Here is a 23,401-nt window from a genome sequence, read left to right as displayed (position 1 = left end):
GTTTGGCTTTGAAGTTCTCGTTGATTCGTCAAGCCCGGGACGCCAACAATGACGACAGCGGCCGGAAGGGCTGTAGCCATGCCCCTTCGTCTGGAAGCGAATCCAGCCCGATTCGCGGTAGTGGCTCCCGGAACACGCCGGGAATGTCCTCCAGGTCGACGAACTCCAACGTATCCGACGCTAGCGCCCAGCTCGCATGTTCGCGAAATCCGAGCACCTGAACTGGGGTGCCGTCGTCGTGGGCAATCTCCTCCAACGGCTGGCGGAAGGCCTGACCGTCGGCGGATGCCACGATCAGAGCCGCCAGTCCTTCGCTGCGCCGCAGCGAAATGTGGTTGAGCATGTCGATGTCGACGTCACTGTCTTCATCGACCTTGGGTTTGGCGAACACCGCGAACCCCACGTTGCGCAGCGCCTCCACCCACGGCCGCACCACGTCGGCGCTGCCCGGAGCGATATTGGTGAAGACGGTGGCCTCGGCTTCCAGGGCCGGCACGTCACCGCCGGCGGAGATGTCGGCGGTCAGCCCCAGCAACCATCGGCCCAGCGCGTCGAACCGGGGCCGGTGCGCGGCCGTGGGCCGGCCGCCGAGGATGGCGCCCAGGCCCATGTCCAAGTTGGGCGCATCCCACACCAGCAGCACCCGGCTGCGGGCGGGGGCGGCCGCGGCCGGTTCGCCGTCGAGCTGTGCCGGGTCCTCGTCGAGCTGGGTTTCGATGCTCACACGCGCTCCCACAGCAGTTCGGCGACGTCACTGCCTGCGTGGTGGGCCTTGCCCTCGTACTTGGTGACCGGGCGGGTGACGGAAATGGGCAGGTCGGCCACCCGATCGGCCGGTATGCGACGCAACCGCGGTTCGTTGTCTCCCACGTCGGCGATGTGCTCGGCGTAGCCGGCGTGGTCGGTGGCCGCGTGCAGCACCCCGCCGGGGCGCAGACGGTCCGCGATCGAGGCCACGGTGGCCGGCTGCAGGAACCGGCGCTTGTGGTGGCGTGATTTCGGCCACGGGTCGGGGAAGAACACCCGCACCCCGGTCAGGGTCGAGCTGCCGATCATGTTGTCGAGCACGTCGACGGCGTCGCCGCGGATGAGCCGGATGTTCGTCACGTTCTCGCGGTCGATCGCCGAGAGCAGCTGGGCCAGGCCGCGTTTGTAGACCTCGACGGCCAGGACGTCGATCTCGGGTTCGCTTTGCGCCATCGCCAATGTAGAGGTGCCGGTGCCGCAGCCGATCTCCAGGATCAGCGGGGCCCGGCGGCCGAACCAGGTGTCGGTGTCGAGCCGCGGTGCAGGCTCTTCACCCCAGCGCGCCTGGGTGCCGACCTGCGGCCACAGCCGATCCCAGGTGCTCTGCTGGGTGTCGGTCAGGGTGGAACGACGGGACCGGAAACTGGTGATCCGGGGGTGCGGGTGCGTGGCGGGTGCGCCGGTCGGCCGGGTGGACGCATCCACCGACTCCGCTCCACGTTGGGCACACATCGGTCCATGGTCTCTCATGAAACGGAATAGACCTGCATCGTGGTGCGATTTGATACCCAACAGTTGCCTTGATCGGCCTGTCCACAGGTATCGCCGGGGCGGCTCGCGCCACACCGTGGCTGCTGCCACGATGGCTTCACATGATCGCACCCCATCAGCTCACGCTCACCGAGGCGAAGCAGCGGGTGGCCGACACGTCGCCCACCACCCCGCTGCGGGTGATGGTGCGCGGTCTGCCCGGAGTGGGCAGCAGCACCGTCGCGGCGGCCTTGGCGGGTCTGGGCCGGTTCGAGGTCAGTGAGCACATGCCGCACCAGGACATCGACGTGGTGGTGCGGGTGGTGGCCGAGGCGGTCAAACCCGAGGACCACCGCGCGGTCGTCGACTCCGGGGTCCCCGGTCTGGTGCTTCTCACCAAGGCCGACACCTGCGGGCTCGGCCCCGGCGGGCCGGTGGAGACCGCGCGACGCCGGTGCGCGGAGTTGACCGCGGTCGCCGGCGCCCCCGCCGAGCCGATCGTGGGGTTGTTGGCGCGGGCCGCGCTGGATCCCACCATGCTGGATCCGGGGCTCATGGACGCGGTGCGGGCGCTGGCCGGGGAGCCCGCCGATCTGCGCACCGCGGAGACCTTTCTCTCTGGGCCGCATTCGGTGAGCGTGGCGCAGCGAACGCGGCTGTTGGATGCGCTCGATCTGTTCGGCATCGCCCACGCGGTGGTGCTGGCCCGACGCCACGGTGCCGTGACGGCCGACCACGTCCGCCGCGCGCTGCGCCGGGTCAGTGGGGTCGACGTGGTGGCCGCCCGGATCGCCCAGCTGGGCGCCGACGCGCGGTACCGGCGGCTGCACGAGCTGATCGCCGAGCTGGACGCGGCCGCGATCACGGACCCGTCGCTCGCCGCCTTCCTTCTCGGCGACGACGTGGTGTTGGCACGGATGGCGGCGGCCCACGAGGTGATGCGGGCCGCTGGAGTGCAGGCCGCTGGCGCCACAACGCATGTGGAGCGGGCGCGGTACTGGCGCCGCTACGGCGCGGGACCGGTGACGGTGCTGCACCGGGCGTGTGCGTCCGACCTGGTCCACGGCTCGCTTCGCCTGTGGGGTGGCGCCCGGTGACCGAGGTCGACGCACTCGTGCGCGAGATCGTGCCCACCGTGGCGCCACCGGGCGGGCGGCGCGTCGGCACGGTGCTGGTGACCGGCCCGTGGCTGGCCGGCTGCACCAGTCTGGCCGCCGCGCTGCGGGAGCGCATGCCCGACGTCACGGTCGCCGAACGGGACGATCTCGGAGGGGACCTGCCCGCGGTGGTGGTGTTCGCCGTGTCGGCGGCCGCCCCGTTGGCCGAATCCGACTGTGCGCTGCTCGACGGAGCGGCCGCGGCCACCGACGCAGTGGTGGGGGTGGTCACCAAGGTGGATGCGCACCAGCGGTGGCGCGACGTGCTCGAGGCTGACCGCGCGTTGGTCAGCAGCCACCTTCCGCGGTATCAGGCGATGCCGTGGATCGGGGTGGCCGCCGCTCCGCAGCTCGGCGAGGCGCAGGTCGACGATCTCGTGGACGTATTACGCCGGCAACTCGCCGATACCGCGCTGGAACGACGAAATCGGTTGCGGCAGTGGGAATCTCACTTGGAAGCGGCCCGCAGGGGTTATGACGAGGCCGCCGATGACCGCGAGATCCGGGCGCAACGGCTACGCCGTCGCCGCGCCGACCTGCTCAGCGAATCCCGGTTGGACCGATCGCAACGCACCATCGCACTGCGCAGTCAGATGCAGCAGGCCCGAGTGCAACTGGGCTTCTTCAGCCGCAGCAGGTGCACCTCGGTGCTGTCGGAGTTGCAGGAGGACGCCGCCGCCATGACGCGGCGCCGGTTGCCGCAGTTCCCGCCCTACGTCGAACAGCGGGTCAACGAGGTGCTCGGCGACGTCGACAGTGGAGTCACCGAGCACCTCGCCGACGTCGCGCAGGAACTGCGGTTGCCCGCGGTGCCCGCCCCGGCCCGGCCGGCAGCGCCCACGGTCGGTACGCCGGCACTGCGGTCACGCCGTCTGGAGAATCGTCTGGTCATGCTGCTCGGTGCGGGGTTCGGGCTCGGGGTGGCGCTGACGTTGAGCCGGCTGCTGGCCGATCTGGCGCCGGGGTTGGCGGTGCTGGGCGCGGTGGCGTGTGCCCTTGTCGGGCTGGGGGTCACCGTGTGGGTGATCGGCACCCGCGGGCTCCTGCAGGACAGGGCGGTGCTCGACCGGTGGGTCGGCGAGGTCATGGCCGCCACTCGGGCCGTGACCGACCAGCTGGTCGCCACACGAGTGCTCGCCGCCGAATCCGCGATGACGGCCTCGCTGGCCGAGCAGGAGGAGACCTCCCGCCGCGAGGTCGCCGAACAGGTGTCCACCATCGACGCGCAGTTGCGCGAGCAGGCTCTGGCGCGCACCCGGGCGGCCGCCGCCCGCGACGCGGCGGCGCCGGCACTGGATCGGGCGCTGGCGGCGGTACGCGCCGAATTGGGCCGCATCACTACCGGCGGGTAAACGATTGAAAAACCTGACGAATTCGAATAAATCGTTTCAACGCCGCGCGTCGATTCGAAACTGAATCGATGAACACTGCAGATAAAGCCAATCTGAATCGTTCCTGTGAGTCAATGGACATACTTCCGGTTTACCGCGGGTATGTCACCCGCGTTAACCTCTAGAACCAGGGACGTTCGTGTTCGCCATCGGGGCATCCGCTTAGCGGTATGGGCATTACGTTCTGGCGGGAAAACCTACCCAGGAGAAATTCATGACCTCAGCGACCATTCCAGGTCTGGACGCAGCACCGACCAAACACCAGGGCCTCTTGGCTTGGGTCCAAGAGGTCGCCGAACTGACACAGCCAGACCGGGTGGCGTTCGCTGACGGCTCCGAGGAGGAGTTCGAGCGTCTCGCTGCAAAACTCGTCGAGGCCGGGACCTTCGAGAAGCTCAACGACGAGAAGCAACCCAACTCGTACCTGGCGCTGTCGGATCCCTCCGATGTCGCGCGCGTCGAGTCGCGCACGTTCATCTGCTCGGAGAGAGAGATCGACGCCGGGCCCACCAACAACTGGATGGACCCCGACGAGATGCGGTCCATCATGAAGGACCTGTACCGCGGTTCGATGCGCGGCCGCACGCTGTATGTGGTGCCGTTCTGCATGGGTCCGCTCGGTGCCGAGGACCCCAAACTGGGCGTCGAACTCACCGACTCCGAGTACGTCGTGGTGTCCATGCGCACCATGACCCGGATGGGCCAGGCCGCGCTGGACAAGATCGGTGAGGACGGCTTCTTCGTCAAGGCGCTGCACTCATTGGGCGCGCCACTGGAGGACGGCCAGAAGGACGTGCCGTGGCCGTGTAACGACACCAAGTACATCACGCACTTCCCCGAGACCCGCGAAATCTGGAGCTACGGTTCGGGTTACGGCGGCAACGCCCTGCTGGGCAAGAAGTGCTACTCGCTGCGTATCGCCTCGGCCATGGCCCACGACGAGGGCTGGCTGGCCGAGCACATGCTGATCCTCAAGCTGATCTCGCCGGAGAACAAGGCCTACTACATCGCGGCGGCGTTCCCGTCGGCATGCGGTAAGACCAACCTCGCGATGCTGCAGCCCACCATCCCGGGGTGGCGTGCCGAGACCGTCGGTGACGACATCGCCTGGATGCGGTTCGGCAAGGACGGCCGCCTCTACGCCACCAACCCCGAGTTCGGCTTCTTCGGCGTGGCGCCCGGCACCAACTGGTCGTCGAACCCCAATGCCATGAAGACCATCGCCGCGGGCAACACCGTCTTCACCAACGTCGCCAAGACCGACGACGGCGACGTGTGGTGGGAGGGCCTGGAAGGCGATCCGCAGCACCTCATCGACTGGAAGGGCCACGACTGGACCCCCGATTCGGGCGCCAAAGCGGCGCACCCGAATTCGCGGTACTGCACGCCGATGTCGCAGTGCCCCACGCTGGCGCCGGAATGGGATGACCCGCAGGGTGTCCCCATCTCGGCGATCCTGTTCGGTGGCCGTCGCAAGACCACGGTGCCGCTGGTGACGCAGGCGCGTGACTGGCAGCACGGAGTGTTCATCGGCGCCACTCTGGGCAGCGAGCAGACTGCCGCCGCCGAGGGCAAGGTCGGCACCGTCCGGCGCGACCCGATGGCGATGCTGCCGTTCATGGGTTACAACGTCGGCGACTACATGCAGCACTGGATCGACATCGGCAAGAACTCCGACGAGTCGCAGCTGCCCAAGGTGTTCTTCGTCAACTGGTTCCGCCGCGGCGACGACGGCCGGTTCCTGTGGCCCGGATTCGGTGAGAACAGCCGCGTGATGAAGTGGATCGTCGAGCGGGTGGAGCAGAAGGCCGGCGGCAAGACCACACCCATCGGCATCGTGCCCACCGCCGAGGATCTCGATCTGTCCGGGCTCGACGTCGACGCAGCCGATGTCGATGCGGCGCTGAAGGTCAACGCCGAGGAGTGGCGCGCCGAGCTCCCGTTGATCGAGGAGTGGTTCGAGTTCGTCGGCGAGAAGCTGCCCACCGGTATCAAGGACGAGTTCGACGCGCTGAAAACCCGTCTGGCCGAAGCGGACTGACGCAGAGCATTTCCCGCCCAAACCGACGTTTGGGCGGGAAATGTCGAGTAGATTCCGGCAAAACGCCGGTCTGGGCGCGAATACTCTTGACACGTGTCAACTGGCGCACAGTAAAGTCGGCGCATGCAGATCCGTGAAACCGCTCAGTCCACCCCGGACAAGCCAGCCATCATCATGTATCCGTCCGGCACGGTGGTGACCTTCGGTGAGCTGGAGGAGCGTGCCAATCAGCTGGCGCACCACTTCCGCGAGGCTGGTCTGGTGGAGGGCGACGCGGTCGCGATCCTGATGGAGAACAACGCGCACATGCACGCCGTGATGTGGGCGGCGCGACGCGCTGGGCTGTACTACGTGCCCATCAACAGTCATCTGGCGCCCGCGGAGGCGGCCTACATCATCGACAACAGCAACGCCAAGGCGATTGTCGGTTCGGCTGCCCTGCGCAAGACGCTGCAGGATCTCGGCGAGCACCTGCCCCAGGGGCTGCCGGACCTGCTGCTGATCGCCGACGACTCAGATTCCCAACCACAACCCCCCGGCTGGCAGAGGTATCCGGAAGCCGTTGCCCACCATCCTGTTACGCCGATCGACGACGAGATCGAAGGCGACCTGCTGCAGTACTCCTCGGGCACCACCGGCCGGCCCAAGGGCATCAAACGCGCGCTGCCACATGTGCCGCCCTCGGAGGTGCCGGGTCTGATGGCCGCGCTGGTGTCGTTCTGGATGCACCCCGACGCGGTGTACCTGAGCCCCGCGCCGCTGTACCACACGGCTCCTTCGGTGTGGTCCATGCAGACCCAGGCCGGCGGTATCACCACCGTGGTGCTCGAGAAGTTCGACGCCGAGGGATGTCTGGACGCCATCGCCAAGCACAAGGTGACCCACGGCCAGTTCGTCCCGGTGATGTTCACCCGGATGCTGAAACTGCCCGAGCAGGTGCGGCTGTCCTACGACGTGTCGAGCCTGGAGCGGGTGATGCACGCCGCCGCGCCGTGCCCGGTGGACATCAAGAAGCAGATGATCGACTGGTGGGGGCCGATCGTCGACGAGTACTACGCCTCCTCGGAGGCGCACGGTTCCACGTTGATCACCGCCGAAGAGTGGCTGACGCATCCCGGTTCGGTGGGCCGACCGCTCGCGGGCGCGTTGCACATCGTCGGCGAGGACGGCAACGAGCTGCCGCCCGGTGAGGCCGGTGAGATCTACTTCGAGGGTGGCTTCGACTTCGAGTACCTCAACGACGCGGAGAAGACGGCCAAGTCGCGACACCCGCAGGGCTGGAAGACGGTGGGCGACATCGGCTATGTCGACGCCGACGGCTACCTCTACCTCACCGACCGGCGCCACCACATGATCATCTCCGGCGGGGTGAACATCTATCCGCAGGAAGCCGAGAACATGCTCGTCACCCACCCCAAGGTGATGGATGCGGCGGTGTTCGGCATTCCCGATGACGAGATGGGGCAGAGCGTCAAAGGCGTTGTGCAGACCGTCGACCCTGCCGATGCCACCGACGAATTCGCCGCGGAGCTGTTGTCCTGGCTGCGTGAGCATCTCACGCACTACAAGTGCCCGCGGTCCATCTCGTTCGAGACGCAGTTGCCCAGAACCGACACCGGCAAGCTCTACAAGCAGTCGCTGATCCAGAAGTACTCGGCCGGGTAGTTGCAGGCGGTCGCGATCGGTGACGGCTGCATCGTCACACACAACGTCGTCACACCAGACGGGTCCCGGGTCGAGGACGCGACTTTCACGCTCACGGAGGTGCCTACGGAGGACCGCCGCGTCGTCCAGGTGGCTTCGATAGCCGAGACGCTGGCGTCGCTGGAGGAGCGCGTGCGGCGGTGGCCGCACGCGTCGGCCGTCTGCGATGACGTGCTGCGTGCGGTGGACGCCGGCGCGCCGGCTTTTCCCGGCGTCATCACCGAGTCTCTGGCGTATTCGACGCTGCAGTCCGGCCCGGAGTTCGCGCGCTGGCTCGCCGACCGCGGCCCCGCCCGTCCGGTGTCGCTCCCTGATCCCGTGCTGGTCTCCCGGGATGGAGACTGCCTGCGGGTGACGTTCAACAGGGCGGCCCGGCACAACGCGTTCAGCACGGATACCCGGGCCGCACTGCTGGACGCGTTGGCCGTTGCGCAGCTCGATGATTCGATCGGCGAGGTGGTGCTCGGCGGCAACGGCCCGTCGTTCTGCAGCGGCGGCGATCTCGCCGAGTTCGGCACCTTCGCCGACCCCGCCAGCGCGCATATCGCCCGGACCCGCCACAGCCCCGCCCTGGTGCTCGACGAACTCACGCGCCGACTCGGTCAGGCCTGCCGCGCGGAGGTGCACGGGCAGGTGCTCGGCAGTGGGCTGGAGATGGCCGCGTACTGCGGGCGGGTGACGTGCGCCGCCGATGCCGTGCTGGGGCTGCCGGAACTGGCACTGGGCCTCATTCCGGGTGCGGGTGGCACCGTCAGCATCACCCGTCGCATCGGGCGCTGGCGCACCGCGTACCTGGTGCTCACCGGGCGCACCCTCGACGCGCGCACCGCGCTGTCCTGGGGTTTGGTCGACGCCGTCGCCTGACGGTGTGACACTGTGACGGATGCTCATCCCGGATCTGCCTGACGCGACGCAGCTGCTGACCGGCCGGGCCGCGCTGCTCGGGATCGCTCCGCAGGGCCGGGTGTCGGCGGGCGGGGCCACCCGGCTGTTCCCCGCGTCCGAGGGCTGGTGCGCGCTGACCTTGTCCCGGCCCGATGACGTCGCCGCGGTGCCCGCGCTGGTGGAAGCCGACGTGCCCGATCCGTGGCCGGCTGTCGAGGCGTGGGCGCTGTCGCGGACGACGGACGAGGTGGTGGAACGCGGCTGTCTGCTCGGGTTGCCGATGGCCGCACTGGGGGAGGCCGAGCCCGCGGAGCCGCGGGTGCTCGGCTGCGGCACAGCGTCCCAGGCCCGTGACGTCGCCGGACTGCTGGTGGTGGACCTGACATCGATGTGGGCCGGGCCGCTGTGCGGTCGCCTTCTGGCCGACGCCGGCGCCACCGTGGTCAAGGTGGAGAGCCCGGACCGCGCAGATGGCACCCGCGCCGGCTCGCCGGAGTTCTTCGACTGGATGAACCACGGAAAGCTCTGTTACGCAGTGTCGTTCGAGGACACCGAGCGGTTGCGGGCGATCCTGAGCGTGGCCGACGTCGTTCTGGAGGGCTCGCGGCCGTCGGCACTTGCCAGGCGCGGTCTGGGTCCGCACGACGTCGCGCCCCGCCCGGGCCGGGTGTGGCTGCGTGTCACCGGCTACGGCACCGCCGGCGACAACGCCGACCGGGTGGCGTTCGGCGATGACGCCGCGGTGGCCGGCGCGCTGGTGCACTGGCACGACGGTGAGCCGCGGTTCCTCGGCGACGCGATCGCCGACCCCCTGACCGGTGTGGCAGCCGCGCACGCCGTCGACGAGGCGGTCGGACGCGGTGGTGGTGTGCTGATCGAGGTGGCCATGGCGGCGGTGGCCGCGAACCATGCGGCGCGGCCGTTGATCGATGTGGCGCCGGTATCGCCCCCGCCGGTACCCGCCGCGGCCGCGCTGGGCGCCGACAATGCGGCGGTGGACGCGCTGGTGGCCGAAAGGTTCTTGGCCGCATGCTGATTCGACGGGCTTCGCTGCTGTCGGGCGACGTGGTCGATATCCGCCTCGGGCAGGTGATCACCGAGATCGCGGAGGTGCTGGCGCCGGCCGGTGACGAAGACGTGGTCGACGCCGGCGGCGGGCTGGTGCTCCCGGGCCTGCATGACCACCACGTCCATGTCCGGTCGGCGGCCGCGGCCATGGGTTCGGTGGTGGTGGGCCCACCGCAGGTGCGCGACGCCGGGGCGTTCGCCGCCGCTGTCCGTGCGGCGAAGCCGGACGACGACGGATGGATCCGCGCTGTCGGGTATCACGAGTCGGTGGCCGGAACCCTGACACGGCATGTGCTCGACGAGTTGAATCCCGTTGTTCCGCTGCGGGTTCAGCACCGCAGCGGCGCCATGTGGATACTGAACTCCGCGGCTCTGCAGCGCGCCGGTCTGGCCGATCACGTCGACGGCAGGTTGCTGCGCACCGAGGTGAGTCCCGCGGTGGGGCAGCGGCCGCCGTCGCTGCGCGCGCTCAGTGACACCTTGCTGCGATACGGCGTCACCGGGGTCACCGATGCCACCCCCGATCAGAGCGCCGAGGACATCGCCGGCTTGGCTGAAGCGCGCCGCCGCGGCGACTTCGCTCCGCGCCTGCACTGTATGGCGCCGCCGGACGTACGCGCGGTGGACGGTGTGACGGTGGGGCCCACCAAACGGATCCTCGACGACAGCGCTCTCGATCTCGCCGCGCTGGAGCACTGGATCCGGTTGTGCCACAACTCTGATCGGGCCGTCGCGGTGCATTGCGTGACGGTCGCTCAGCTGGTGGTGACCATTGCCGCGCTCCGCGGTGCCGGCCCCCGCCCGGGTGACCGGATCGAACACGCGGCCATGGTGCCCGCCGACTGTGTCCCCGATCTGGCGGAGCTCGGCGTCACCGTCGTCACCCAGCCCAACTTCGTCGCCGAGCGCGGTGACGAATACCTGGCCGACGTGCCCGCCGACGAACACGACCAGCTGTGGCGCCTTGCGACGTTGGTGGACGCCGGTGTGCCGGTGGCGCTGTCCACCGATGTCCCGTTCGGTGCGGCGGACCCGTGGGCAGCGATGCGGGCCGCCGTGCACCGGCGCACGCCCAGCGGCGCCGTCGTCGGTCCTGCCGAACGGATCTCACCGCGCGCAGCACTGGAGAGGTACCTCGGCTCACCCGGCGCCCCGGCCGCCCCACGCCGCGTCGAGGTGGGTGCCCCCGGCGACCTGTGCGTCCTTGCCGCCCCCGTCGATGTGGTGCTCGCGGAGCTGCACCCTCGGCTGGTGTCGGCCACCGTCGTCGAGGGCTCGGTCGCGTCCCGCGCAACCCTGGAAAACCCGTAGTCCGGGCGCATACTTGCTGGGTGCCTGCCGAACCCGATGCCGCCGACAATTGCCACCGCGACGAGCTGCGGACGCTGTTCCTGTTCGAGTCGCTGACGGACGCGCAGCTCGAAACCCTCTGTGGTAACGGCAAAGTCGTACACTTCGAGCCGGGCCCGTTGTTCGCCGAGGGCGATCCCGCGACATGCCTGTACGTGCTGTTCGAGGGCGAGGTGGCCCTGTCCAAGCGGTCCGGCGGCACCGATATCGAGACCATCAGGACCTCGCAGCGCGGTGTCTACTTCGGCGCGTGGTCATCATTCCTGGAAGAGGAACAGACCTACGAGACGTCGGCCCGGGCGGTGGCGCCGTCGCGGATGTTCGTCATCGACGCCGGCTCCCTGGGCCGGTTTCTGCGGGAAGAGTTCCCCATGGCCTGCCACTTCCTGGTGGGGGCGACGTTGGGGCGCTCGAATCAGCACCGGATCGTCGGCCCGCACGACAGGCTGCTGCAGCTGGGGCAGCTGACCGCCGGACTGACCCACGAACTCAACAACCCCGCGTCGGCTGCGGTGCGGGCCACCTCGACGCTGCGCAGCCGGGTCGCCGGGATGCGGCACAAACTCGCCGTGCTGACCGGAGGCAGCTTCAGCCAGGCTGCCATGCACACCCTGGTCGAACTGCAGGACCGCGTGGCCGAGAGGGTCGCGAAGTCACACGACCTGAGCCCGCTGCAGAAATCCGACACCGAGGAGACGATCGGGGATTGGCTGGACGAGCGTGGCATCGCCCCGGCCTGGGAGCTGGCGTCGTGCTTCGCCGAAGCAGGGCTGGACGTCGACTGGCTGCACACCGTCGAAGCCACCGTCACCGAAGCCGACGCGGCCACGTCGCTGGGCAGTGTCGTCGAATGGCTGCACTACACCGTCGAAACCGAACTGCTGATGGACGAGATCACCGATTCCACGGTGCGGGTGTCCTCACTGGTGTCGCAGGCCAAGCAGTACTCCCAACTGGACCGCGCGCCGTTCGACATCGCCGATGTGCACCAGCTGCTGACCAACACCCAGGCCATGCTCTCGCACGTGCTGACCGGCGACATCGCGGTGGAGCACGATTTCGACCTGTCGGTGCCGCCGTTGCCGTGCTGGCCCGCTGAGCTCAACCAGGTGTGGACCAATCTCATCGACAACGCGGTGACCGCGATGCGGGCCCAATCCGGCGGCACCCTGACGCTGCGTACCCGCCGGCTTGGCGACACTGTCCGTGTCGAAGTGTGCGACACCGGCCCCGGAGTGCCTGAGGAACTGCGTCAGCGGATCTTCGACCCGTTCTTCACCACCAAGCCGGTCGGTGAGGGCACCGGTCTCGGGCTCGATCTTGCTGCCAGGATCGTCGACAAGCACCACGGAACCCTGTGGCTGGAATCGAAACCGGGGGACACCCGGTTCGTCGTGATCCTGCCGTTGGATACCCCCGAGCCGTCGTGACCCAGGAACAAATCCACACACCGCATGCTTGACCGGTAGATGGAACATTTCACCTTCGGCCGTAACAACGGCCTGCGCGTCTCGGCCCTGGCGCTCGGTGCCGGAATGTTCGGGAGCCGGTGGGGTTACGGCGCCGACGCCGCCGACCACCGGAAGATTCTCGACAAGTTCGCCGACGCCGGCGGCACGCTCATCGACACTGCCGCCACCTACCAGGTCGGCGAATCCGAAGAGAACCTCGGCACGTTGTTGGCCGGTCGCCGTGAGCAATTCACCCTCGCCACCAAGTTCGCCCTCGGTGGTGCCGAAGGGACCGGTGTGCTGCAGACCGGCAACGGGCGGCGGGCCATGTTGCGTTCCGTCGAGGACAGCCTGCGCCGTCTGCAAACCGATTACATCGACCTGCTGTGGGTGCACTGGCCCGACACCGTGACACCGGTCGACGAAGTGGTGCGCGCCTTCGACGATCTGGCTCGCTCCGGCAAGGTGCTCTATGCCGGTCTGTCGAATTTCCCGGCCTGGCTGACGTCTCGGGCCGTCACCCTCGCTGAACTACGGGGGATCACCCCGATCGCCGGAATCCAGGTCGAATACAGCCTCGCCGAGCGCGGAGCCGATCGCGAGAACCTGCCGATGGCCGAAGCTTTGGGGGTGGGCGTGGCGGCGTGGTCGCCCTTGGGCGGCGGGTTGCTGACGGGCAAGTACCGCACCGGGAACGACGGCCGCCTCACGCAGTGGGGACGTTTGACCCACACCGAGGACGACGCCCGCAAAGCCGCGACCGTCGATGCCGTGATCGCCGCCGGCGAGGCGCTCGGTGTGCCCGCCGCCCAGGTTGCGGTCGCGTGGCTGCTGGAACGGTCGCGTCGGTCCAGCACCGGGCTGGTGCCGATCATCGGGCCGCGAACCCCCGAGCAGACCGATTCGTATCTGGCTGCACTCGATGTCCAGCTGGGTGATGAGTGGTATCGAGCGCTCGATGAGGCGAGCCGCATCGATCTGGGGCAGCCGGCGAACGCGGTCGCCGAGCAACTGCCGGTGGTGCTGGGCGGAGAGCTGGAGAAGTTCCGCAGGCACCCCATCCCCAGTTCGTGATCGCTTCAGTCGTCGTTGAGCGCACTTCTCGGTGAGGACCGGTTCGTCCACAAACCGGTTTGAGTCTGCCGACGGTGATCGATGAGTTGACGGGCAGCGGCGATGTTCGCGCCCTCGTCGACGCCGCCGTGGGCTGGGGCCGCTTCGTCGCCGCCGGCGAAGCTCAACGTCTGGCCGCGATCGCCGAATGGGCCGCGGTGTTCCTCGCCGGGGAGGACGCCAGCCTGTGCGCCGTCGACGACGAAGATGCCGAAGCGAAAACGCACCAAGGCCCAAGAGCGCGCCTACCGCATCGCCGCAGGGCGCACACTCAACGCCGCCCACCTCGCGCTGGATCATCCACGGGAAATCTGAGTGCGGAGTTCAGGCCTGCGGTCTTGACCAGCGCTGCCAGCACCACGGCCGCCACGAGCAGCGCCGGGACATCACCCCAGAGGTGACCTCGGTGATGGCTGTCGCCGAAGGACTGGACGGCCATGATCACAGCGTGCACGGCACTCGACCACACCGCGAACCAGATCAAGCTGACATTGGCCTCGGGCCGGCGCGCGGCGTTGCAGAGGAAGACCCCCAGCGTCGCGTACAGGCCGACGATCATCATGAAGTAGTGCGACTCGTACGGCGCACCGTGATGCCAGGCCCAGCCGGATGGCCAGACCACCGCAAGGGGATAGAGCAGCAGCATCACCGCACCGAAGGCGACCAGTGCAATCCGGAGAAGTTTGTAGCTGTATGAGGTGGCCATCGCGCGCTCCGAAGACGGAGGAACAGGTCAGCTCACCGTACGCCCGGCCGACTGGTCTGCGCGGCCCGAACGCGAAAGGCCGTCAGCTCGCGAACGCCGCTCGTAAGCTGGCCGCCTGCTTGGCGAAGAACTGTTGGGAAACAAGCGATTTCGCGACGATCTGGTCGAACCCGTGGAAGGCGCCCTCGACCACTTCGAGATCACAGGGCACGCCGGCCGCGCGCAGCCGCTCGGCGTAGGCGACGTCCTCGTCATGGAAGAGGTCGAGTGTGCCCACGCCGATCCACGCGGGAGGCAGACCGGCGAGATCGGTGCGGCGCGCGGGCACCGCGACCGCGGGGTCGGCGTTGCCCAGGTAGGCGCCCCAACCGAAAGCGTTGGAGCGGCGGTTCCACAGCCGCACCTCGACGTGGTCGAGGTGGGTGTGGTGCGCGCTGCGGTCATCGAGCATGGGATAGACCAAAAGCTGTGCGACGGGCGAGATCTCGCCGCGGTCGCGGGCCAGGAAAGCCAACGCGGCGGCGAGGCCGCCGCCGGCACTCGCGCCGCCGATCGCGATGCGCTGCGGATCCACGGCAGGCAACCGCGACAGCCACCGCAGTGCGGAATAGCAGTCTTCGAGGCCCGCGGGATAGGGGTTCTCGGGCGCCAGCCGGTACTCGGTGGCGGCGACGGTGATGCCGAGCTCCTGGGAGAGTCTGCGGCACATCCGGTCGTCCTGCTGCGCGGTGCCGATCACGTAACCGCCGCCGTGGATCCACAGCAGCGCCGGGCCGGGCTCGGTCTGACCGGGCGGGCGATGCAGCCGGATCTCGATCCCGTCCGTCGTGGTCAGCACTTCGATGCCATGAGGTCGGCGCAACTTCTGCAGCCGTTCCAGGCGCCGCACCGCGGGCAGGATGGCCGGTCGGATGGGTGCACGAGGCAGCCGGCGTGCCGCGCTGCGCAATTCAGGATGGAAGTCGGTGAGCGCCACGGGCCCGAGACTACAAGTTCATTTTGCCGGGGGAAGGCGAAATGAATTCAGCCGGCCGCGGATGTGCCCAACAACTGCGTGCCCGCGACCGGCTGAACGAGGTCAGACGGTTTCGAGAACCTCGGTGGTCAGCGCGCCTGACCCACGCACTGATGTACACCTTTCTGATTCTGGACTGAGTCCAATATGGATCAAGATCGGTCTCGGCCCGTCTGTGACGTTTGGGAAGGGTGATGCCAAACACACCGGTGTGGCGAATTTCGTCCTGTACCACGGGATGTCGCAAGAGGCTTAGCGGCCGTGCGGTGTCTGTCACAGTGTGGTAGACAGATTCCCGAGGTTGTCATTACCGAGGGGCCACCAGGGGGGAACCCACGTGAAGACGGCAGAACCCAAGGTCCGGTACCCCGGACCGACCATGTGGACCCGCGCCCGCTGGCTGGCCAAAGCGCGCCCCTCTGACTATCTACTGGCGATGAGCGTCGGCGCGGCGTCGCTGCCGGTGGTGGGCCGGTACTTCGAACCGCTCGGCGGCATGACCGCGATGAGTATCTGGGGTGTCCGGCACGCGCCGGAGTTCCTGGAAGCCTCGGCGAAATCCTGGTTCACTCCCGGAATCGGAGAGATCAAGAAGCGCGAACGAGACCAGACGCACGCCGTTTCCGACGCGGCCCTGCGGGGTGTGGTTCCCGCGGCCGATCTCGACATCACCTGGCCCGCGCCGGAACGTACGCCGCCGCTGTGGAAGGCGTTGGAACACCGCAAGAACATCCACCGCTCCTCGGTCCGGTACGGCGACAGCCCTGCGCAGATGCTCGATGTGTGGCGACGCAAAGACCTGACCACCGAGCCGGCGCCGGTGCTGCTGTTCATCCCGGGCGGGGCCTGGGTGCACGGCAGCCGCATCCTGCAGGGTTACGCACTGATGGACCACATGGCCGCCCTGGGCTGGGTCTGCCTGTCGATCGACTACCGCGTATCACCGAATCATCGCTGGCCCCAACACATCAGCGATGTCAAAGCGGCCATAGCCTGGGCCCGCGCCAACGTCGACCGCTTCGGAGGCGACCGCAACTTCGTCGCCATCGCCGGCTGCTCGGCCGGTGGCCACCTGGCGGCGCTGGCGGGGCTCACCCCGGGCGACCCCGAGCTGCAGGCGCACCTACCGGAGGACTCGGACACCTCGGTCGACGCGGTGGTGGGCATCTACGGCAGGTACTGCTGGGAGGACCGCTCCACCGTCGAACGGGTGAGATTCGTCGACTTCCTCGAACGTGTGGTGGTCAAACGCAGGATCGACCGGCACCCCGAGGTATTCCGGCGCGCCTCGCCCATCGCCGTGGCCCATGCCGATGCCCCGCCGTTCCTGGTGATCCACGGCAGTGGCGACTCGGTGATCCCCGTCGCGCAGGCCCGCAGTTTCGTCGAACGGCTGCGCGCGGTGTCGCGGTCGGTGGTCAGTTACATGGAGCTCCCGGGCGCGGGCCACGCGTTCGACATGACCGACGGGGCCCGCACCGGCGCAATGGCAACCGCAATCGGACTGTTTCTGAACCACATTCATCGAACCCACACCACCATCCCGGCCAAAGAGGTCATCTGACACCCGTCAAAGCTTGTATCGTCCCTGCTATGAAGCGACTGAGCGGGTGGGACGCGATGCTGCTGTACGGCGAGACACCCACCGTGCACATGCACACGCTCAAGATCGCCATCATCGAGCTCGGCGACCTCGGCGGCCGGAAGTTCGGTGTCGAGGAATTCCGCGACGTCATCGGCAGCCGGCTCTACAAGCTCGCCCCGTTCGGGTACCAGCTGATCGACATTCCGTGGAAGTTCCACCGGCCCATGTGGCGGGAGAATTGCGAAGTCGATCTGGAATACCACGTCCGGCCGCTGACCCTGCCGGCGCCGGGCGGCCGCCGCGAACTCGATGAAGCCATCGGCGAAATCGCCAGCACGCCGCTCGACCGCAAACACCCACTGTGGGAGATGTATTTCATCGACGGCCTGGCCGACGGGCGCATCGCGGTGGTCGGCAAGATCCACCACGCGTTGGCCGACGGGGTGGCCTCGGCCAACCTGATGGCCCAGGGCATGGATCTGCAACCGGGCCCCGACGCGGACAGCACCGCCTACGTTCCCGATCCACCGCCGTCACGAGCCCAATTGGCGCGCAGCGCATTTCGGGACCACCTGCGTCAGCTCGGCCGGGTGCCGGCCACCGTCAAGTACACCGCCGAAGGGGTTGGCCGGGTGCGCAACAGCAACCGGAAGCTGTCGCCGGAGCTCACCAGACCCTTCGCCCCGCCGCCCAGTTTCATCAACCACCCCCTCACCAGCGAGCGCCGGTTCGCCACCGCCTCACTGGCGCTGGCCGACGTCAAGCAGACCAGCAAGCATCTCGGCGTCTCCATCAACGACCTGGTGCTGGCCATCTCGGCCGGTGCGTTGCGAAAACTGCTGCTGCGCTACGACGGAGTGGCCGATCATCCGTTGCTGGCCTCGGTGCCGATGAGCTTCGACTTCTCCAAGGAGCGGATCTCGGGCAACTTCTTCACCGGCGTGCTGATGACCATCCCGGTGGAGAGCCCTGACCCACTCGAACGGGTGCAGCGTGCCCACGAGGCCGCCGTCATGGCCAAGGAGAGCAACAACCTGATCGGGCCGGAACTGATCAGCCGCTGGTCCAACTACATGCCGCCCATCGCCGCCGAATCCATGTTCAAGTGGTTGGACAACCACGACGGGCTGAGCAAGGTCTTCAACCTCAACATCTCCAACGTGCCGGGGCCGCGGGACTACGGTCGGGTGGGCGGGGCACTGGTCACCGAGATCTACAGCGTCGGACCGCTGACCTCGGGCAGCGGGATCAACATCACGGTGTGGAGCTACGTCGACGAATTCAACATCTCGGTCATCACCGACGGCGCCACCGTCGATGATCCTCACGAGATCACGCAGGCAATGCTCGACGAGTTCGTCGAAATCCGCCGGGCGGCAGGCCTTTCCGAGGAACTGTCGGTGATCGACAAAGCGATGGCGCAGGCTTAGCGCTGCTTGGCGTGCACCCAGGACAGGAACCGCTCGACGGCCTCGGCGGTGTAGTGGCCACGCGGTGAGCCGAAGAAGTCGAACGCATGCTGGGCGTGCGGCACCTCGCAGTAGGCCACTATCGACTCCGACACCTTGCGCAGTTCCTCGACGAACTCGCGCCCTTCGGGCACCGGGATGATCGAGTCGTCGGTGCCGTGCAGGACGAAGAACGGCGGGGCATCCGAGCGGAGCCGCTCGATGGGTGAGGCGTCGAGGTAGAGATCCCGGTGCCGGGCGAACGACGTCTTGGTGACGAACTTCTGCAGGAACTTGATGAACTGCGGGCGCCCTTCGCCTTCGGTGCTGTACCAGTCGTAACGACCGTAGACGGGCACCGCGGCGACGACGGAGGTGTCGGCGTCTTCGAACCCGGGTTGCCATTGCGGGTCATTGGGCGTCAACGCCGCCAGTGCGGTGAGGTGCCCGCCGGCCGAACCGCCGCTGATCGCGACGAAATTCGGGTCGCCGCCGTAGTCGGCGATGTTCTCCTTGACCCAGGCCAGCGCCCGCTTGACGTCGACGATGTGGTCCGGCCAGGTGTGCCGCGGACTCACCCGGTAGGCCATCGAGACGCACACCCAACCACGATCGGCGAGGTGGCTCAGCAGCGGATACGCCTGGGGGCGGCGCATTCCGATGGCCCACGCCCCGCCCGGCACCTGCAGCAGCACCGGAGCGCTGCCGTCGCGGGGCAGGTCGGAGCGGCGCCAGATGTCGGCCAGATTGGCCCGGCCGTGGGGGCCGTAGCGCACCGTGCTCTTCTTCTCGACGTATCGCCGCCGCGACCAGCCGGTGGCGAACACCCCGCCGTGTCTGCGCGCCTCCAGTGCCGGCTGGGAGGACTGCGCGATGGAGCGGTAATCCTCACCCAGCGAATTCCGAAGCGCGGCATCGAAAACCGGCTCCGAACCGACATTGAGCCGCTGGATGAACACCAGCAGCGCCCAGGCCAACGCCGTCACCCCCAACGCCACCCGGCCCTGAGTACCGCGGAAGTCGCCCCGCACCCCTCGACGCACCGCGTCGAGCACCGACCCCGTCAGGTACAGCGGCGCCATCTCGCTGGTAGGCCAGCCCAGGAAGAAAACCGGGATGGTGACGTAGCCCTTGCGTGCGAGCGGACGTACACCGTTGGCGGCGTTCGCCAGCTCGGCAACCGCCCGCACCAGCGGCCATCTGCGTCTACCCACGATGGGCCCGCTCCTGCAGTTCGCGGCGCAGGACCTTACCGGTGTTGTTACGCGGTAACTCATCGAGCACCGTGATCTCCCGCGGCACTTTGTAATTGGCGAGGTTGTCGCGGACATGCTGTTTGAGGGCATCGGTGGTGGCAGCGCCGGAGAGCACCACGAAGGCGGCCAGGCGCTGCCCATAGGCCTCGTCGTCGACGCCGATCACGCTGGCTTCGGTCACCGCGGGGTGGCTCATCAGGGTTTTCTCCACTTCGATGGGGTACACGTTCTCACCCCCGGAGACGATCATCTCGTCGTCGCGGCCGACGACGAACAACCGGCCGTCGGCGTCGAGGCGACCCAGGTCCCCGGATGCCATGAAGTCCTCATGGAATTCTTTGGTGGTGCCCGAGGTGTACCCGTCGAACTGACTGGTGTTCCTGACGAAAATCTGTCCCACCTCACCGGCGGGGACTTCGGCGAAGGTGTCGTCCAGGATCTTGATCTCGGTGCCTGCAACGGGCCGGCCGGCGGTGTCCGGCGCTGCCCGCAGGTCCTCAGGAGTGGCGGTGGCGATCATGCCCGCTTCGGTGGCGTTGTAGTTGTTGAAGATGATGTCGCCGAACTTGTCCATGAACTTCACCACGACGTCCGGGCGCATCCGCGAGCCCGAGGCCGTTGCGAACCGCAGTGACCTGCCGCTGTAGCGATCCAACACGTCCTGCGGCAGGTCCATGATGCGGTCGAACATCACTGGCACGACGCACAATCCGTAGGCCTGGTGTTCGTCGATCAGCTGCAGTGTCGCCTCCGGATCGAACCGGCGCCTCGTCACCACCGTGCACGCCATCGATGCGGCGAACACCAATTGGGAAAAGCCCCAGGCGTGGAACATGGGCGCCGCCACCACGATGGTCTTGTCGGTGCGCCAGGGCACCCGCTCCAGAATCGCCTTGAGTTCGTTCATCCCGCCGCCGGTGCGCGCCGCGCCCTTGGGAGATCCGGTGGTTCCCGACGTCAGCAGGATGAGTTTGCCTTTGCCCGAGGGCTTCTGGGGATGCCGGCCGGCGTGCTCGGCGATCAGGCTTTCCACGGTGGGCTGGTCGCCGGCGGGGGTGTCGGTCCAGCCCAGGATGCGTACGCAGTCGGTGTTGCCGGCCAGGGCGGTGTCGACGCTATCGGCGAACTCCTGGTCGTAGATCACCACGTCGACGCCTTCACGTGTGACCACTTCGGCCAGCGCGGGCCCGGCGAACGAGGTGTTCAGCAACAGGACATCGGCGCCGGTCCGGTTGGCCGCCATCAACGATTCGACGAAGCCGCGGTGGTTGCGGCACATGATGGCCACGGTGACACTCGCGGAGCGTTCCCCACCTGGCAGTGCCTGCAGCGCCGCGGCCAGCGCGTCACCCCGTTGGTCGATCTGCCGGAAGGTGAGTGTGCCGAGTTCGTCGATCAGGGCGGCGCGGTCGGGGCTGCGCTGCGCCGACATCGCGAAACCGCTTGTGACCGAGAGGCCGTCGCGTCGGGCGGCCGCCATGATGCGCAGGTACTTGTCCGGACGCAACGGCGCGATGACACCGGCGCGCACCATGGTGGCGACCAGTCCGAGCAGAGGCGGCAAATCGACCACGGGCTATCCAATCACGGGTAGTCGGCGTTCTTCGGCGAGTTTGTCGAGCGCACGCTGCATGACGAGGCGAACGTGGGTGTCCACCTCGTCGATATCGGGTTCCTCGCCGAACTCGGCGGTGATGTCGATGGGTTCGAGCACCTGCATCACGATCTTGGTGGGCAGCGGGGCGTTGACCGGGATCACTGCGCTGAGGCCGAACGGGAAGCCGATGCCGATCGGCAGGATCTTGGCGCGCAGCAGTTTGTCCAACCGCAGCGTCTTGGCGAGCCAGGTTCCGCGGGTCAGATAGATCTGGCTTTCCTGACCACCGATCCCCACTGCGGGCACGATGGGCACTCCGGCGTTGAGGGCGGCGCGCACGTAACCGGTGCGGCCGTCGAAGTCGATCTTGTTGCGGGCCGTCGTCGGGCGGTAGACGTCGTAGTCGCCGCCGGGGAAGACCATCACCACCGCACCGGACCGCAACGCCTCCTCGGCGTTCTCGTGGTTGGCGCGGATGAAGCCGATGCGGCGGAAGAAGTCCGCGGTGGGGCCGGTGAAAATCAGGTCGAAGCTGAGGGTGAACACCGGGCGCTCGTATCCGAAGTGGTCGTAGAACCCCGTGGCGAACACCGGCATGTCCATGGCGAACAGGCCGCCCGAGTGGTTGCCCACCACCAGGGCACCGCCGGCCGGGAAGTTCTCCAGACCGCGCACTTCGGCCCGGTGGTACCCCTTGATCAGCGGCCGCAGCAGCCCGATCACCCGTTCGGTGAAACCGGGGTCCCACTTCGCGACGTCGGTGTTCACGTGACACCCCTTGCGGTATTGGAACGTGTTCTAGTTTTTTCCATGGTAGCGGTTGGGGGGCAGCCGTTACACGGCTGGTCGGATCCGCAACGCGACCCGCGGCTTGCGGCCGCCCGACAGCAGGGCCTCGACGAAGGTGATGACCCGGAACTGCAGCCCGTACTTGTGCCTGATGCGACGGGCGGCGTGCGCCACCGCGGGCTCGTCGGACACCACCTCGGCGGTGCCGCGCAGCACGGGAGCGCCGGGCTCCACCTTGCCGGTCCGGCCGCACGGGGTCAGCTCGATGCGCGGATCGCGGCGCAGCCGCTTGACCTTCCACGCGTCGGCGGGCGTCCACACCACCAGACGGTCACCGTCACCGGCGATCCACATCGGCACCGACACTGTCGAGCCGTCCCGCTTGAACGTCGTCAGTGATACGAATTTCTCGGCGGCGATCAGGCTCATCAGCTCGTCAGTCACGCGGCGAGGGTACCCACAGGTGAGCTCACCCTCACTCCCTCACCCTCGCTCCCGTTGTGCTTACCGTGGCGTTTACCATCAGCGGCGTGAGCGAAGCAACAGAGGAAGTACTCGTCGAGCAGCGCGATCGCATCCTGCTCATCACCATCAACCGCCCTCAGGCCCGCAACGCCGTCAACGCGGCCGTCAGCCAGGGGCTCGCCGACGCGATGGACCGCCTCGACGGTGATCCGGGTCTGTCGGTGGGCGTTCTGACCGGCGCGGGCGGATCGTTCTGCGCGGGGATGGACCTCAAAGCGTTCGCCCGAGGGGAACGCGTCGACATCGAAGGCCGTGGACTCGGCTTCACCCAGAGTCCGCCGGCGAAGCCGCTCATCGCCGCGGTCGAGGGGTTCGCCCTGGCCGGGGGCACCGAAGTGGCGCTGTCCACCGATCTCATCGTGGCGGCCCGGGACTCGGCTTTCGGGATTCCGGAGGTCAAGCGGGGGCTGGTGGCCGGCGGCGGCGGTCTGCTGCGGCTGCCCAAACGCATTCCGTACGCCGTGGCCATGGAGCTGGCGTTGACGGGCGACAACCTTCCCGCCGAGCGGGCTCACGAGCTGGGACTGGTCAACGTCCTGGCCGAACCGGGTCGGGCGCTGGACGCCGCGCTGGCTCTCGCCGCGAAGATCACGGCCAACGGGCCCCTCGCGGTGGCCGCCACCAAGAAGATCATCGTCGAATCCGCCGGATGGTCGGCCGAGGAGCAGTGGAACAAGCAGTTCGAGATCCTCATGCCGGTGTTCGCCTCCAAGGACGCCAAAGAGGGTGCCGTGGCCTTCGCCGAGAAGCGCGCGCCGCAGTGGACCGGTACCTGAGCGAAAATCGCTTGACCTCAACTTCGGTTGAGCCACCATCATGGTGG

The 23,401-nt window shown here is 67.9% G+C and carries 21 protein-coding genes; 12 read left to right on the top strand and 9 right to left on the bottom strand.

Translation table 11 applies throughout. The features are described 5' to 3' along the window. Positions 1-28: 28 nt before the first annotated feature. Both AC3A6P_RS18365 and trmB read right to left on the bottom strand, forming a co-directional pair. Positions 29-736: an NYN domain-containing protein gene (locus AC3A6P_RS18365; protein ID WP_487693098.1), complete on the bottom strand. Its 708-nt coding sequence runs from the start codon at positions 734-736 to the stop codon at positions 29-31. Next, positions 721-1,497 carry a tRNA (guanosine(46)-N7)-methyltransferase TrmB gene (gene trmB, locus AC3A6P_RS18360; RefSeq protein WP_487693097.1) on the bottom strand — a complete coding sequence of 259 codons (777 nt, stop codon included), beginning with the start codon at positions 1,495-1,497 and terminating at the stop codon, positions 721-723. Before trmB ends, AC3A6P_RS18365 begins: the two co-directional genes overlap by 16 nt. A 122-nt stretch (positions 1,498-1,619) precedes the next feature. Between trmB and AC3A6P_RS18355 the strand changes: the two genes are divergently transcribed. The 9 genes from AC3A6P_RS18355 (at position 1,620) to AC3A6P_RS18315 (ending at position 13,618) form a co-directional block, all read left to right on the top strand. Further along, complete coding sequence (locus tag AC3A6P_RS18355) at positions 1,620-2,594, top strand: hypothetical protein (protein WP_487693096.1); 975 nt, start codon at positions 1,620-1,622, stop codon at positions 2,592-2,594. Then, entirely contained in the window at positions 2,591-4,006 is a 1,416-nt protein-coding gene (locus tag AC3A6P_RS18350) for a hypothetical protein (protein ID WP_487693095.1), read from the top strand. Before AC3A6P_RS18355 ends, AC3A6P_RS18350 begins: the two co-directional genes overlap by 4 nt. A 253-nt stretch (positions 4,007-4,259) precedes the next feature. After that, entirely contained in the window at positions 4,260-6,086 is a 1,827-nt protein-coding gene (locus AC3A6P_RS18345; RefSeq protein WP_487693094.1) for a phosphoenolpyruvate carboxykinase (GTP), read from the top strand. A gap of 123 nt (positions 6,087-6,209) precedes the next feature. Continuing rightward, entirely contained in the window at positions 6,210-7,751 is a 1,542-nt protein-coding gene (fadD4, locus tag AC3A6P_RS18340) for a fatty-acid--CoA ligase FadD4 (protein ID WP_487693093.1), read from the top strand. Positions 7,752-7,781: 30 nt separating this feature from the next. Next, the gene (locus AC3A6P_RS18335; RefSeq protein ID WP_487693256.1) at positions 7,782-8,654 is read left to right on the top strand and encodes an enoyl-CoA hydratase/isomerase family protein; all 873 of its coding nucleotides are present in this window, start codon (positions 7,782-7,784) and stop codon (positions 8,652-8,654) included. Positions 8,655-8,673: 19 nt separating this feature from the next. Beyond that, the gene (locus AC3A6P_RS18330) at positions 8,674-9,711 is read left to right on the top strand and encodes a CoA transferase (RefSeq protein WP_487693092.1); all 1,038 of its coding nucleotides are present in this window, start codon (positions 8,674-8,676) and stop codon (positions 9,709-9,711) included. After that, positions 9,705-11,054 (top strand): amidohydrolase family protein, encoded by a 1,350-nt coding sequence (locus tag AC3A6P_RS18325; RefSeq protein WP_487693091.1) that lies wholly within the window; start codon positions 9,705-9,707, stop codon positions 11,052-11,054. The genes AC3A6P_RS18330 and AC3A6P_RS18325 overlap by 7 nt, the downstream gene beginning before the upstream one ends. Positions 11,055-11,074: 20 nt before the next feature. Continuing rightward, positions 11,075-12,523 carry an ATP-binding protein gene (locus AC3A6P_RS18320; protein WP_487693090.1) on the top strand — a complete coding sequence of 483 codons (1,449 nt, stop codon included), beginning with the start codon at positions 11,075-11,077 and terminating at the stop codon, positions 12,521-12,523. Between the two features lie 39 nt (positions 12,524-12,562). Continuing rightward, positions 12,563-13,618: an aldo/keto reductase gene (locus AC3A6P_RS18315; protein WP_487693089.1), complete on the top strand. Its 1,056-nt coding sequence runs from the start codon at positions 12,563-12,565 to the stop codon at positions 13,616-13,618. A 5-nt stretch (positions 13,619-13,623) separates the two neighbouring features. Here AC3A6P_RS18315 and AC3A6P_RS18310 read toward each other — a convergent pair whose 3' ends face one another. The 3 genes from AC3A6P_RS18310 to AC3A6P_RS18300 all read right to left on the bottom strand — a co-directional run bounded on the left by AC3A6P_RS18310 (position 13,624) and on the right by AC3A6P_RS18300 (position 15,339). After that, complete coding sequence (locus AC3A6P_RS18310) at positions 13,624-13,887, bottom strand: hypothetical protein (RefSeq protein WP_487693088.1); 264 nt, start codon at positions 13,885-13,887, stop codon at positions 13,624-13,626. A gap of 41 nt (positions 13,888-13,928) precedes the next feature. Continuing rightward, positions 13,929-14,363 carry a DUF6632 domain-containing protein gene (locus tag AC3A6P_RS18305; protein ID WP_487693087.1) on the bottom strand — a complete coding sequence of 145 codons (435 nt, stop codon included), beginning with the start codon at positions 14,361-14,363 and terminating at the stop codon, positions 13,929-13,931. 82 nt (positions 14,364-14,445) lie between these two features. Continuing rightward, entirely contained in the window at positions 14,446-15,339 is an 894-nt protein-coding gene (locus AC3A6P_RS18300; protein ID WP_487693086.1) for an alpha/beta hydrolase, read from the bottom strand. Between the two features lie 418 nt (positions 15,340-15,757). Here AC3A6P_RS18300 and AC3A6P_RS18295 point away from each other — a divergent pair, with 418 nt between their 5' ends. Both AC3A6P_RS18295 and AC3A6P_RS18290 read left to right on the top strand, forming a co-directional pair. Then, positions 15,758-16,942, top strand: coding sequence for an alpha/beta hydrolase fold domain-containing protein (locus AC3A6P_RS18295; protein ID WP_487693255.1), 1,185 nt, complete (start codon positions 15,758-15,760; stop codon positions 16,940-16,942). 29 nt (positions 16,943-16,971) lie between these two features. Then, positions 16,972-18,393, top strand: a complete 1,422-nt coding sequence (locus AC3A6P_RS18290; RefSeq protein WP_487693085.1) for a WS/DGAT/MGAT family O-acyltransferase — start codon at positions 16,972-16,974, stop codon at positions 18,391-18,393. Here the strand turns inward: AC3A6P_RS18290 and AC3A6P_RS18285 are convergent. The 4 genes from AC3A6P_RS18285 to AC3A6P_RS18270 all read right to left on the bottom strand — a co-directional run bounded on the left by AC3A6P_RS18285 (position 18,390) and on the right by AC3A6P_RS18270 (position 22,497). Then, positions 18,390-19,625: an alpha/beta hydrolase gene (locus tag AC3A6P_RS18285; protein ID WP_487693084.1), complete on the bottom strand. Its 1,236-nt coding sequence runs from the start codon at positions 19,623-19,625 to the stop codon at positions 18,390-18,392. The two genes, AC3A6P_RS18290 and AC3A6P_RS18285, sit on opposite strands and share 4 nt — an antisense overlap. Then, positions 19,618-21,240 carry an acyl-CoA ligase FadD12 gene (fadD12, locus tag AC3A6P_RS18280; RefSeq protein WP_487693083.1) on the bottom strand — a complete coding sequence of 541 codons (1,623 nt, stop codon included), beginning with the start codon at positions 21,238-21,240 and terminating at the stop codon, positions 19,618-19,620. Before fadD12 ends, AC3A6P_RS18285 begins: the two co-directional genes overlap by 8 nt. A 3-nt stretch (positions 21,241-21,243) precedes the next feature. Next, positions 21,244-22,032 (bottom strand): lysophospholipid acyltransferase family protein, encoded by a 789-nt coding sequence (locus tag AC3A6P_RS18275; protein ID WP_487693082.1) that lies wholly within the window; start codon positions 22,030-22,032, stop codon positions 21,244-21,246. Between the two features lie 66 nt (positions 22,033-22,098). Further along, positions 22,099-22,497 carry a PPOX class F420-dependent oxidoreductase gene (locus AC3A6P_RS18270; RefSeq protein WP_487693081.1) on the bottom strand — a complete coding sequence of 133 codons (399 nt, stop codon included), beginning with the start codon at positions 22,495-22,497 and terminating at the stop codon, positions 22,099-22,101. 77 nt (positions 22,498-22,574) lie between these two features. On the opposite strand from AC3A6P_RS18270, the gene AC3A6P_RS18265 reads away from it, so the two are divergent. Next, positions 22,575-23,354, top strand: a complete 780-nt coding sequence (locus AC3A6P_RS18265) for a crotonase/enoyl-CoA hydratase family protein (protein ID WP_487693254.1) — start codon at positions 22,575-22,577, stop codon at positions 23,352-23,354. Positions 23,355-23,401: the final 47 nt, after the last annotated feature.

Source organism: Mycobacterium sp. Soil_C_30 (assembly GCF_057656995.1).
Note: the sequence above shows the minus strand (reverse complement) of the source record. Positions and strands in the feature narration are given on the sequence as shown.